Raw genomic sequence first — 12865 nt, forward strand, 5'->3', positions numbered from 1 at the left:
GCACCTCCACGGAACAGGGGTTGAAGGGGGCCGAATCCGAACAATCCGGAAACAGCACGGAGAACCACCGTGAAACCTAAGGATCGCTCCGATCCTCGGCCATCGACAGCTGTCACGCATCCGTGGCCGAGATCTCAGACATCTGTCTGAAGGGGTGCGAGAATGACCGCGTGAAGGGCGATTACCAAGAGCTGGTGGACGAGATCTCGGCGCTCCTCGGCGCCCCGGCCACGCTGGAGAACCGGGACTTCGGACTCATCGCCTTCGGCGCCCACGACAGCGACGACGACCTCGCGATGGACCCCGTCCGCACCCGGTCGATCCTCACCAGAAAGTCGACGCCCGCCGTCCGCGCCTGGTTCGAGGGGTTCGGCATCACCCGTGCCACCGGCCCCGTCCGCATCCCCGCCGCCCCGGACGCGGGCGTCTTCCGGGGCCGCATCTGCCTGCCCGTACGCCATCGGGGCGTGGCCCTCGGCTACGTGTGGCTGCTCGACGCCGAGCCGGGGCCCGCACCCGGCCGTCTCGACGCGGCGATGGAGGTCGCCGCCCGGATCGGCGGGCTGCTCGCGGAGGAGGAACAGGCCGGCGCGGAGCTCTCCCGTGAGCTGCGGGCGGCACTGACGGCCGAGCGTGGCTGGCAGTACGACATGGCGCTGGCCGCCCTGCGCACGGCACTCGGTCCCGGCGCGGACGGGCTGCACGCGCTGGTGTGCGTGGCCCCCTGGCCGGACGAGGACCCTCCCTCGGTACGTACGGCGCCGGGCGCGGCGGCGCTGTGTACGGTGCCGTGGCCCGGGCCGGCGGCGTCCGAGAACGGCAGCGCAGGCGCCCCCGCAGGCGCGCCCGGGCCGGCCACCGACGGTCCGCGCGGTCCCCGGGGCCCGGGGGGCTCGGGCGGCTCCGGAGGCTCGGGAGGCGAAGCCGGACGCGGAAGCCGATCCGGAGCCCGGCCGGCTGCCGACGGTCTGCGGGGTCCCTGGGGCTCGGGCGGCTCAGGAGGGTCTGGAGGCGAAGCCGGACGCGGAAGCCGACCCGGGGCCCGGCCGGCTGCCGACGCCGGAAGGGGCGGCACAGGCGCCTCGCGAAGCTCGGGCGCCGCCGATGCCGGGCGCGGCAACCGGGGTCCGGCCACCTCGGGCACCGACGCCGGGCGCGGAAACCGGCCGGGGTCCTGGGCTTCCGGCGGGGCGGCCGCCGACGCCGGGCGCGAGGCGGGCCGAGGGGCCGGGGGCGGCGGGCACGCGCTGGCCGCGCTGATCCGGCTGCGGTCCGCCGACGTCCTCTCCCCCGCCGTCACCGCGGCCGGGCGGCTGCGGGAGACGGCCGGCGGCGCGGCGGGCATCGCCACGCCCCGGCACGGGCTCGGCGCGCTCGACCTGGCTTGGCGCGAGGCGGCCGCCGCCGCGCGGGCCGCGCTCGCCGAGCCCCGGCTCGGCCCCGTCGCCGAGTGGTCCGGCATCGGCCCGTACCGTCTGCTCACCGCGCTGCCCCCGGGCCCGGACGACCCGGCCGTCGGCCCCCTGCTCACGCCCGCGCACACGGAACTGGCCCGTACGGCCGAGGTGTTCCTCGACCACGCGGGCCAGGCGGGACGCGCGGCGGCCGCCCTCGGCATCCACCGCCAGACCCTCTACTACCGTCTCTCGCGGGTCGAACAGCTCACCGGCCTCGACCTCGACCAGGGCGAGGACCGTCTGCTGCTGCACATGACCCTCAAGGCCGCCCGTTTGTGACCCCCACTCAGCTCATAAGATCGATCCATGCATGCGGGGGCGGTGGCGGGTATGACGGCGGGCGGCGCGGGTGCGCCGCCCACGGCCGGTGAAGGGCTGCTGTACGAGGCGGTGGCCCGCGGGGACGAGGCGGCCGTGATCGACGTGCTCTCGCGTGTCCGGCTCTATTTCCTCGTCCCCCGGCTGCACGCGGACACGCCCGGCTTCATCCCGCGTCCGGCGCCCCACCGCGACGACGCGACCCGCCGCACGGTGATCCCCGTCCTGACCGAGGGCATGCTGCCCGCGTGGCATCCGGAGTGGGTGTTCCAGCAGACCACGCTCGACCGGATCGCGCAGTCCTGGCCGGACAGCAAGTGGCGGCTGGCGGTCAACCAGGACACCCCGTACGCCACCACGCTCCGGGCACGGCCCGCCGACCGCCAGAAGTGGCTGGCGGCCGCCGCGCGCTCCGACGGTCCGGCCGGCGTCCGGCTGCTCACCCACGGCGGAGGCCATCTGCTCGGACCGCTCGCCCACGGGCTCGCTCTCGGCGCCCATCTCGCCGTCCTCAACGGCCTGGTGTGGAACACTCTCGGCGCCGCCTACGAGGACTTCGGGACCGACCGCGCACGGCTGCGCCGCCCCTGGGGCGTCACCCACCGCGCCGGCTACCGCGAAACCCTCGACAGCCTGATCGCCACCAAGCTTGTCGGCCGCGTCCCCGAGTCCCTCCTGCGGGCGCGGCGGACGCTGGCCGTACGCCTGGGCCGGGCGCCCACGCACGACGAGTGGTCCCGGAGCGTCGCGGAGGGCCTGAGCCGGCACGGCGCGTCGGGCGAGTCGGTCCGGGAGGCGGGTGAGTTCCTGCGCCGGATCGCCCACTACGAACAGCGCTTCCGCGCGGACGGGGTCCTTCCGCCCGAGGGGCGGGTCGACACTCTGGCCGCCTTCGACCACGGCCGCGCGGTGAACGTCGTCCGGCTCGCTCTCGGCGCGCGCCTGTGCGATCCGGCCGAGGCCGAGCAGGCCGTGCTGCGGATCGGCGAGGCCGCCCGCCCGCTGTACGGCTCGTGGGAGGAGTTCTCCCTCGGCTATGTCCTCACCCGGCTGATCCACTTCGACGAGGGCGACCCGGAGGAGATGTACCGCGAATCCCTCGCCATCCACCACGCCCTCACCCACGACCCCGCGAGCCCCTACCGGAACATCCCATGGTCATGAACCCGCAGCACCCCGGCTTCACGTACGGCGCGCCCTGGACACCGCCCTCGGAGACCGAACACCTGCTGTACGAGGCCGGCGCACGGGGCGACCTCGAGACCCAGCTCCGGGTCCTGGCCGGGACGACCCTCTACATCCTGGCCTCCAAGGCCGAGGTCGACGCGACCCCCGACATGATCACGTGGCGCGCCGGCATCACCGAGACCGGGCACAACGTCCGCCCGGTGCTCACCCGCGGCCTGCTGACGCCGTGGCATCCCGAGTGGGTGTACCACAGCGTCTCGCTGAAGTGGATCGCCGAGTTCCGCTGGCGCGATCCACAGCAGCTGCTCGCCGTGAACAGCGGCACCCCGGCCCAGCTCCTGCTCCAGACGACGCCTCAGCACCGGGCGCTGTGGCTGCGGTACTACGCAGAGAACGACCGGGCCTCCGCGGACCGGCTGCTCGCGCTGCGGCACGGCGCCCTGCACGGGCCGCTCGCCTACGGCCTGGCCTGCGGCGCCCATCTCGCGATCAGGAACGGCGTGCCGTGGAACGAGGTCGGCACGGCCTACCTCGGCTACAGCGACGAACTCGAAACGCTCCGCGACTCCTGGGGCATCACCGACCGCGAGGGCTGGCAGCGGCAGTTGACGGCCCTGCTGGAGGCGCGCAACAGCCCGGCGGAGCCCGACTACACCCTCCGGGTCCGTGGAGGCCTGCGGGCCAGGTTCGGGGAGCTGCCCTCGCCCGACCTGTGGCGCGAGACGGCCGCCGGCCATGTCCAGGACCTGGGCGCGGGGCCGGGGGCCGTCCGCCACATCGAGGAGCTGGTGCGCCGCATCCTCCGCTACGAGGCCCGCTTCCGCGCCGACGGCCTGCTGCCGCCGGACGGCAGGGTCCGCACCACCGTCGCGTACGACTACGGACGGGCCGTCAACCTCGCCCGCTGGGGCCTGTCGGCCCGCTTCTGCGACCCGGCCGAGGCCGAGCAGGCGATCGTCCACGCGGGTGCGCTCAGCAAGGCGTCGTACGGCTCGTGGGAGGAGTTCTCCGCCGGGTACGCGCTGGGCAGGGTGCTGCGCTTCGACGAGGAGGAGTACGGCCACTTCTACGAGCAGAACGTCACCGCCCACCGCATCCTGTCGGAGCACGAGGGCAGTCCCTGGCGGCACATCCCCTGGCGCTGAGTCCACGGGCGGGCGTCAACCCTTCTCCCACAGCCCCTGGAAGCGCTCGTACGGGTGGGCGACAGCACCGTACCCGGCTCCTGGACTTCCGTGTAAGACGGACGTCCAGAAACCGGGTACGGGTGGTGCGGGGTCAGACCAGGTTCACCGAACGGGCCGAGGTGGCACCGATCTCGGCGGCGAGCTCGGCCAGCACGTTCGCCGGGACGGTGTCGTCCACGGTGAGGACCGCGAGGGCCTCGCCGCCCTCCTCGGCCCGCGCGACCTGCATGCCGGCGATGTTGAGGCCGGCCTCGCCGAGGATCCGGCCGACCGTGCCGACGACACCGGGGCGGTCCTCGTAGCGCAGCACGACCATGTGCTCGGCCAGCGCCAGGTCCACGTCGTAGTCGCCGATGGCGACGATCTTCTGCAGGTGCTTGGGGCCGGCCAGCGTGCCGGAGACCGAGACCTCCTCGCCGCCCGAGAGCGTGCCGCGGACGGTGACCACGTTGCGGTGGTCGGGCGACTCGGAGCTGGTGGTCAGCCGGACCTCGACGCCGCGCTCCTGGGCGAACAGCGGCGCGTTGACATACGACACGGTCTCGTCGACCACGTCCTCGAACACACCCTTGAGCGCGGAGAGTTCGAGCACCTTGACGTCGTGCTGGGTGATCTCGCCGTACACCTCGACATCGAGGCGGACGGCCACCTCGCCGGCGAGGGCGGTGAAGATCCGGCCGAGGCGCTCGGCAAGCGGGAGGCCCGGCTTCACGTCCTCGGCGATGACACCGCCCTGGACGTTGACCGCGTCCGGGACCAGCTCACCGGCGAGCGCGAGGCGCACGGAACGGGCGACCGCGATACCAGCCTTCTCCTGGGCCTCGTCCGTGGACGCGCCGAGGTGCGGGGTGCAGACGACCTGGTCGAGCTCGAAGAGCGGGGAGTCCGTGCAGGGCTCCTTCGCGTACACGTCGAGGCCCGCGCCGGCGACCCGGCCCTCCTTGAGGGCGGAGTACAGCGCCTCCTCGTCGACGATCCCTCCACGCGCGGCGTTGACGATCCGGACGCTCGGCTTGACCTTGTGCAGCGCCTCGTGGCCGATCAGACCGACCGTCTCGGGGGTCTTGGGCAGGTGCACGGTGATGAAGTCGGCGACCTCGAGGAGCTCGTCGAGCGAGAGCAGCTTGACGCCCATCTGGGCGGCGCGCGCGGGCTGCACGTAGGGGTCGTACGCCACGATCCTCATGCCGAAGGCGGACATGCGCTGAGCGACCAGGACGCCGATGCGGCCGAGGCCGACGACGCCGAGGGTCTTCTCGCTCAGCTCGACGCCCGTGTACTTCGAGCGCTTCCACTCGCCGTTCTTCAGTGCGGTGTTGGCCTGCGGGATGTTGCGCGCGGTGGCGACGAGCAGACCGCAGGCGAGCTCGGCGGCGGTGACGATGTTGGAGGTCGGCGCGTTGACGACCATCACGCCCGCCTTGGTGGCGGCGGAGACGTCGACGTTGTCCAGACCGACGCCGGCGCGGGCGACGACCTTCAGCTTGTTCGCGGCGGCGATGGCCTCGGCGTCGACCTTCGTCGCGGAGCGGACCAGGATCGCGTCCACGTCGACGATGGCGGGCAGGAGTTCGGCGCGGTCCGCGCCGTTGCAGTGCCGGATCTCGAAGTCCGGGCCCAGCGCGTCAACGGTGGCGGGCGACAGCTCTTCAGCGATGAGTACGACAGGTTTCGAGCTCACGTGAGTCCTCACAGGTCCAGTGCGGACGGCCGTCCCGACGGCCGCAGGCGGTGGAGGGGGCTTGCCGCGTGAAAGCGCACGACGCTGTGGGCCTGACGCGAATGTTGTTGAGCAGTGTAGTGCTGAGGCAGCGCGCTTCATGCGCCTCGTTGGCAGGATCACCCGTCCGTGGTTGGACTGGTTGTCCAAGGAAGGGCGACGGGGCCGGACACCATGTCCGACCCCGGCCCCAAGGGCTTACGCCTCGTCGTTGTCCACCCAGCTCATGAGCTTGCGCAGCTCCTTGCCGGTGGTCTCCAGGAGGTGGTTCTCGTCCTGGGTCTTGTACTCGTTGTACTTCTTCAGACCGCCGTGGTACTCCGCCATCCACTCCTTGGCGAAGGTGCCGTCCTGGATCTCGGCGAGGACCTTCTTCATCTCGGCCTTGGTGGCGTCGGTGATGATCCGCGGTCCGGTGACGTAGTCGCCCCACTCGGCGGTCTCGGAGACCGACCAGCGCATCTTCTCCAGACCGCCCTCGTACATCAGGTCCACGATCAGCTTCAGCTCGTGGAGGCACTCGAAGTAGGCGATCTCCGGCTGGTAGCCGGCCTCGGTCAGGGTCTCGAAGCCCGCCTTGACCAGCGCCGCGGTGCCACCGCAGAGGACGGCCTGCTCACCGAACAGGTCGGTCTCCGTCTCCTCCTTGAAGGTGGTCTTGATGACGCCGGCGCGGGTGCCGCCGATGCCCTTGGCGTACGAGAGCGCCAGCGGGAAGGCGTTGCCGGTGGCGTCCTGCTCGACGGCGGCGATGCACGGAACGCCGCGGCCCTCCTCGTACTGGCGGCGGACCAGGTGGCCCGGGCCCTTGGGGGCGACCATGGCGACGTCGACACCGGCCGGCGGCTTGATGAAGCCGTAGCGGATGTTCAGGCCGTGGCCGAAGAAGAGGGCGTCGCCGTCCTTCAGGTTCGGGGCGATGGACTCCTCGTAGACCTGGGCCTGGATCGGGTCCGGCACCAGGATCATGATGACGTCGGCCTCGGCGGCGGCCTCGGCGGGCGTCACGACACGCAGACCCTGCTCCTCGGCCTTCGCCTTGGACTTGGAGCCCTCGTGCAGACCGACCCGAACGTCGACACCCGAGTCACGGAGCGACAGCGCGTGGGCGTGGCCCTGGCTGCCGTAACCGATGACCGCGACCTTGCGGCCCTGGATGATGGACAGGTCGGCGTCGGCGTCGTAGAACAGCTCGGCCACTGGGAATCTCCTTGGTGTGCTGATGTTGCGTCCCACCGTACGGCGGGGAAGGTGAGGGAGGTTTTCGGGTCTCGCCAGCCGGACCGCCGGACGGGCCGGCGGTTCACGTCTGGCGTCGAGGTCAGGCGCTGCGGTCGAGGGCCCGCAGCGAACGGTCCGTGATGGACCGGGCGCCGCGCCCTATGGCGATCGTTCCGGACTGCACGAGCTCCTTGATACCGAACTGCTCCAGCATCTTGAGCATCGCGTCGAGCTTGTCGCTCGAACCGGTGGCCTCGATGGTGACCGCCTCGGGCGAGACGTCCACGGTCTTGGCGCGGAACAGCTGGACGATCTCGACGATCTGGGAGCGGGTCTCGTTGTCGGCGCGGACCTTCACCAGGACGAGCTCGCGCTGGATCGCGGCGCTGGGCTCGAGTTCGACGATCTTCAGGACGTTGACCAGCTTGTTGAGCTGCTTGGTCACCTGCTCCAGCGGCAGGTCCTCGACATTGACCACGATGGTGATGCGGGAGATGTCGGGGTGTTCGGTGACACCGACCGCGAGCGAGTCGATGTTGAAGCCACGGCGGGAGAACAGCGCGGCGATCCGGGCCAGGATGCCGGGGGTGTTCTCGACCAGGACCGAGAGCGTGTGCTTGGACATGTTTCTTTCTGCTCTCTCTCAGTCGTCTTCGTTGTCGCCGAAGTCGGGGCGGACGCCACGGGCGGCCATGACCTCGTCGTTGGAGGTGCCGGCGGCGACCATGGGCCAGACCTGGGCGTCCTCGTGGACGATGAAGTCGATGACGACCGGGCGGTCGTTGATGGCGTTGGCCTCGGCGATGACCTTGTCCAGGTCGGCCGGGTCCTCGCAGCGCAGGGCGACACAGCCCATGGCCTCGGACAGCTTGACGAAGTCCGGGACGCGGGTGCCCTTGCGGGGCGCCTGGCTCGCGCCGACCTGAGAGCCGGTGGTGTGGTGGCCGGTCTCGTCGGCGTGCAGGACGGTGCTGGAGTAGCGCTCGTTGTAGAACAGGGTCTGCCACTGGCGGACCATGCCCAGCGCGCCGTTGTTGATGATCGCGACCTTGATCGGGATGCCGTTGAGCGCGCAGGTCACGAGCTCCTGGTTGGTCATCTGGAAGCAGCCGTCGCCGTCGATCGCCCAGACCGCCCGGTCCGGCATGCCGGCCTTGGCGCCCATGGCCGCCGGGACCGCGTAGCCCATCGTTCCGGCGCCGCCGGAGTTCAGCCAGGTGGCCGGCTTCTCGTAGTCGATGAAGTGGGCGGCCCACATCTGGTGCTGGCCGACACCGGCCGCGAAGATCGTCCCCTCGGGGGCGAGCTGTCCGATGCGCTGGATGACCTGCTGCGGGGCGAGGCTGCCGTCGTCGGGGGTCTCGTAGCCGAGCGGGTAGGTCTCGCGCCAGCGGTTGAGGTCCTGCCACCAGGCGGTGTAGTCCCCGGCGTTGCCCTCGCTGTGCTCGGCCTGGACGGCCTGGACCAGGTCGGCGATGACCTCGCGGGCGTCACCGACGATCGGGACGTCGGCGGCGCGGTTCTTGCCGATCTCGGCCGGGTCGATGTCCGCGTGGACGATCTTGGCGAAGGGGGCGAAGCTGTCCAGCTTGCCGGTGACGCGGTCGTCGAAGCGGGCACCGAGGGCGACGATCAGGTCGGCCTTCTGGAGCGCGGTGACGGCGGTGACCGCGCCGTGCATGCCGGGCATGCCGACGTGCAGCGGGTGGCTGTCCGGGAAGGCGCCCAGCGCCATCAGCGTGGTGGTGACCGGCGCGTTGGTCAGCTCGGCGAGGACCTTCAGCTCGGCCGTGGCGCCGGCCTTCAGGACGCCGCCGCCGACGTACAGCACGGGCCGCTTGGCGGACGTGATCAGCTTGGCGGCCTCGCGGATCTGCTTGGCGTGCGGCTTGGTGACCGGGCGGTAGCCGGGCAGGTCCAGGACGGGCGGCCAGCTGAAGGTGGTCTTCGCCTGGAGGGCGTCCTTGGCGATGTCGACCAGAACCGGGCCAGGGCGGCCGGTGGAGGCGATGTGGAACGCCTCGGCGATCGTCTTCGGGATGTCCTCGGCCCTGGTGACCAGGAAGTTGTGCTTGGTGATCGGCATCGTGATGCCGCAGATGTCCGCCTCCTGGAAGGCGTCCGTGCCGATGGCCTTGGAGGAGACCTGGCCGGTGATCGCGACCAGCGGGACGGAGTCCATGTGGGCGTCGGCGATCGGGGTGACCAGGTTGGTGGCGCCGGGTCCCGAGGTCGCCATGCAGACGCCGACCTTGCCGGTGGCCTGGGCGTAGCCGGTCGCGGCGTGGCCCGCGCCCTGCTCGTGGCGGACCAGGATGTGACGGACCTTGGTGGAGTCCATCATCGGGTCGTACGCCGGGAGGATGGCGCCGCCGGGGATGCCGAAGACGGTGTCGGCCCCCACTTCCTCGAGAGAACGGATGAGGGACTGCGCGCCCGTGACGTGCTCAACGGTGGCGGAGGGCTGTCCGCCGGTACGGGCCCGCGGCTGCGGATGGTGGGCCCCGGTGGCCTGCTCGGTCATCGGCATTCTCTTCTCGAAGCTGAGGGTTTTCGCTGAGGGTTTCGCGAGGTTTTAGCTGGTTTTGACGAGTGCCAGTGCAACAAAAAACCCCTCGTGCCGTGAGGCAAGCGAGGGGAGCGCGTCGGGTGCGTTCAAGCCGGGCCGTCGTGGCCCCTGCTTCAGCCGACGCGCTTTCCAAGTACGAGAATTCGGGTGCGCATGGCAATGACCCTCCCCCTCACGCCCGGGCACTGTCAAGTGGGTGGGACGGGCGTCTCATTATTTGAGCGGATCGGGGGAAGGGATCCGCCACTGAGAACGGGCAGGGCGACGCCGCCGGGCACCGGGTACTCGTCGCGCACGAGGACGCGCCGCAGCCGGTACTCGTCGAGCGGCCCGGAGAAGGCCATGCCCTGGCCGTGGGTGCAGCCCATGGCCCGCAGGGCGAGGACCTGCTCGGGCAGGTCGACGCCGTCGGCCACGGACTGCATCCCGAGATCGCGGGCGATCCGCAGCAGGCCGCTGGTGATCTTGTGGAGCCGGGCGGACTCGACCACTCCCTCGACGAGGCCCCTGTCCAGTTTCAGTACGTCGACGGGGAGGCGGCGGAGCGCGTTGATGGCCGCGTAGCCGCTGCCGAAGCCGTCCAGGGCGATCCGTACGCCGAGCCTGCGCAACGCCACGAGGCGGTGCTCCAGCTCGTCGAAGGAGATCCTGGGGTCGCTGTCGGCGAGCTCGATCATCAGCGCCCCTGAGGGCAGGCCGTGCCGGGTGAGCAGGGCTTCGATGGAGTTGAGCGGCAGGGACCGGTCGAGGAGGCGGCGGGCCGAGAGGCGGACGGAGACGGGCGTGTGATGGCCGAGCCTGGCCCGCTCGGCCGCCTGCTCGACGGCCTGCTCCAGGAGCCAGCGGCCGAGCTCGGCGGTGCGGTCGGCCTCGGGGGTCTCGGAGGCGTCGGCGACCCGCATGAATTCGGCCGGGGTGAAGAGGATGCCCTGGGCCGAGCGCCAGCGGGCCTGGGCGGCGACCGCGGAGATCCGTCCGGTGGCCAGATCGACCACCGGCTGGTGCAGCAGCGCGAACTCGCCGTCGTGGAGAGCCGTGCGCAGCCGGGCGGCCAGTTCGGTCCGGCGTACCACTTCGGCCTGCATCTGCGGAGCGTACATCTCGACCCGGTCCTTGCCCGCGGCCTTCGCGCGGTACATGGCCAGATCCGCGTTGCGCAGCAGGTCGCCGGCGCTGATGCCGGGCTCGGCGAAGGCGACGCCGATGGACGCGGCGACCCGGACCTCGGTGCCGTCGATGCGGTACGGCTGGGAGAGGGTGAGCCGGAGGCGGTCGGCGATCTCGTGGACCTGGTATTCGCGGGCGGACCGGTCGTGGCCGCCGTCGCCGAGGATGAGCGCGGCGAATTCGTCGCCGCCGAGCCGGGCGGCGGTGTCCCCGGCCCGTACGGAGTCCTGGAGGCGGCGGGCGGCCTGGATGAGGAGTTCGTCGCCGGCCTGGTGGCCGAGGCGGTCGTTGACGCCCTTGAAGCCGTCCAGGTCGATGAAGAGGACGGCAGTGCCGGCGTCGCCCGCGCGGCGGCCGCCGAGGGCCTTGCGGACCCGTTCGGTGAACAGGGCGCGGTTGGGCAGGTCGGTGAGCGGGTCGTGTTCGGCGTTGTGCCGCAGCTGGGCCTGGAGGCGGACCCGTTCGGTGACGTCACGGCTGTTGAAGATCAGGCCGCCCTGGTGGCGGTTGACGGTGGACTCGACGTTGAGCCACTCGCCCGTGCCGGAGCGGAAGCGGCATTCGATGCGGGTCGTGGGCTCCTCCGAAGGAGGAGCGGCCAGAAACCGCCGTACTTCGTGGACCACGCTGCCGAGGTCCTCGGGGTGGATGAGCGAGGCCAGCTCGGAGCCGATCAGGTCCTCGGCCTCGCGGCCGTAGACCCCGGCGGCGGCCGGGCTGACGTAGCGCAGTATGCCTGTGGGCGCGGCGATCATGATGACGTCGCTGGAGCCCTGCACGAGAGACCTGAAGTGGTTCTCCTTCTGGGCCAGTTCGTGGGTCAGCGCGATGTTGTCGAGCAGCATGATGCCCTGGCGTACGACGAGGGCGAGGACGACCGTACAGCCCGTGAGGACCACGACGCGGTCCACTCTGCGCCCCTCGACCACGTTGTAGAGGATGCCGAGCGTGCAGACGGCGGCGGCGAGATAGGGCGTGAGTGCGGCGAGCGAGCCGGCGATGGGGCGGCTGGCGAGGCGCTGCCCGCGCTGCGGGCCGGGCATCTCGTTGCGCCGTACGCCCCAGGGGGCGTAGGCCAGGATCAGCGAGCCGGCGAACCATCCGGCGTCGAGGAGCTGGCCGGAGCTGTAGCTCTGGCGCAGCAGGGGCGAGGTGAACAGGGCGTCGCAGAGCACGGTGAGGGCGAGTCCGGCGATGGCGGTGTTGATGGCGGACCGGTTGGTCTGTGAGCGGCGGAAGTGGAGGGCGAGGACCATGCTGACGAGAACGATGTCGAGCAGTGGGTAGGCGAGCGAGAGCGCGGCGCGGGCGACGGGCTCTCCGTCGATGTGCGCGGTGTGCGCGAGGGCGAGGCTCCAGGAGAGCGTGAGCAGGGAGCCGCCGATGAGCCAGGCGTCGAGCGCGAGGCAGACCCAGCCGGCGCGGGTGACGGGCCTCTTGGCGAGGACGAGCAGTCCCACGATGGCGGGTGGGGCGAACAGCAGGAAGAAGAGGTCGGCGAGCGAGGGGCTCGGGACGGAGCGGCCGAGGACGACCTCGTACCAGCCCCAGACGGCGTTGCCCGCGGCCGCCATGAAGGACGAGAAGGAGAAGAGCAGCCAGGCCGGCCGGAACCGGCTGCCGCGCGCGCGTGCGTACAGCAGGCAGGAGATGGAGGCGACGAGGGCTGCGGCGCTGAGCCCGAAGTCCCCCATGATCAGAGAGAAGTAGGGCGATCCCCAGCCGAGCAGCGCGCCCAGGGCGTACCCGGCGCAGACGCCGGCGAGCATCAGCTGGGCCGTCAGCCCGCTCAGCGGCCCGCCCGTGCCGTCCGTGCCGCCCATGGCGTCTCCTGGGCCGCCGGCTCCGGCGGTGGCCGGGCGGCGGATCAGCGCTCCGGGGGCGCTCACGGGGACACCCCCGCGGCGGTGTCCGGGTGCCCCGGCCGGTTCGGTCGGTTCGGTCGTGTCAGTCGGCGCGCCGGCACAGCACGCGAGGGTTGCCGACGCGGCTCCCGCGTCGGATCTCCGGTCCTTCGGCCGTTCTTCACCCGTCGCCC

General features: G+C 71.5%; 8 protein-coding genes. 3 read left to right on the plus strand and 5 right to left on the minus strand.

What is annotated here, in order from left to right; all coding sequences use genetic code 11:
• Nucleotides 1-170: 170 nt before the first annotated feature.
• Genes IEZ01_RS24300 through IEZ01_RS24310 form a run of 3 tightly spaced genes read left to right on the plus strand, consistent with a single transcriptional unit; the run spans nt 171 to nt 4108 of the window.
• Complete coding sequence (locus IEZ01_RS24300; protein ID WP_189203757.1) at nt 171-1736, plus strand: PucR family transcriptional regulator; 1566 nt, start codon at nt 171-173, stop codon at nt 1734-1736.
• 27 nt (nt 1737-1763) lie between these two features.
• Nucleotides 1764-2939: a DUF1266 domain-containing protein gene (locus IEZ01_RS24305; RefSeq protein WP_229833194.1), complete on the plus strand. Its 1176-nt coding sequence runs from the start codon at nt 1764-1766 to the stop codon at nt 2937-2939.
• Complete coding sequence (locus IEZ01_RS24310) at nt 2930-4108, plus strand: DUF1266 domain-containing protein (RefSeq protein ID WP_189203759.1); 1179 nt, start codon at nt 2930-2932, stop codon at nt 4106-4108. Before IEZ01_RS24305 ends, IEZ01_RS24310 begins: the two co-directional genes overlap by 10 nt.
• A gap of 133 nt (nt 4109-4241) precedes the next feature.
• Here the strand turns inward: IEZ01_RS24310 and serA are convergent, their stop codons facing one another.
• From serA to IEZ01_RS24335, 5 genes are all read right to left on the minus strand, one after another.
• On the minus strand, nt 4242-5831 hold the full coding sequence (gene serA, locus IEZ01_RS24315; RefSeq protein ID WP_019889677.1) for a phosphoglycerate dehydrogenase: 1590 nt from the start codon (nt 5829-5831) through the stop codon (nt 4242-4244).
• Nucleotides 5832-6068: 237 nt separating this feature from the next.
• A complete protein-coding gene (ilvC, locus tag IEZ01_RS24320) occupies nt 6069-7070 on the minus strand; it encodes a ketol-acid reductoisomerase (RefSeq protein ID WP_019889676.1) in 1002 nt (333 codons plus the stop codon).
• A 121-nt stretch (nt 7071-7191) separates the two neighbouring features.
• Complete coding sequence (ilvN, locus tag IEZ01_RS24325) at nt 7192-7716, minus strand: acetolactate synthase small subunit (RefSeq protein WP_019889675.1); 525 nt, start codon at nt 7714-7716, stop codon at nt 7192-7194.
• A gap of 18 nt (nt 7717-7734) precedes the next feature.
• On the minus strand, nt 7735-9621 hold the full coding sequence (locus IEZ01_RS24330; RefSeq protein ID WP_028798013.1) for an acetolactate synthase large subunit: 1887 nt from the start codon (nt 9619-9621) through the stop codon (nt 7735-7737).
• Between the two features lie 227 nt (nt 9622-9848).
• A complete protein-coding gene (locus IEZ01_RS24335; RefSeq protein WP_189203761.1) occupies nt 9849-12716 on the minus strand; it encodes a putative bifunctional diguanylate cyclase/phosphodiesterase in 2868 nt (955 codons plus the stop codon).
• Nucleotides 12717-12865 lie beyond the last annotated feature (149 nt).

It is taken from the genome of Streptomyces purpureus, assembly GCF_014648195.1.
GTDB lineage: Bacteria > Actinomycetota > Actinomycetes > Streptomycetales > Streptomycetaceae > Streptomyces > Streptomyces purpureus.

Excerpts from the sequence above, each read along its gene's own strand:
- IEZ01_RS24330 (WP_028798013.1), bottom strand. The coding sequence starts at position 9,621 with ATGCCGATGACCGAGCAGGCCACCGGGGCCCACCATCCGCAGCCGCGG.
- ilvN (WP_019889675.1), bottom strand. The coding sequence starts at position 7,716 with ATGTCCAAGCACACGCTCTCGGTCCTGGTCGAGAACACCCCCGGCATC.
- IEZ01_RS24305 (WP_229833194.1), top strand. The coding sequence starts at position 1,764 with ATGCATGCGGGGGCGGTGGCGGGTATGACGGCGGGCGGCGCGGGTGCG.
- IEZ01_RS24310 (WP_189203759.1), top strand. The coding sequence starts at position 2,930 with ATGGTCATGAACCCGCAGCACCCCGGCTTCACGTACGGCGCGCCCTGG.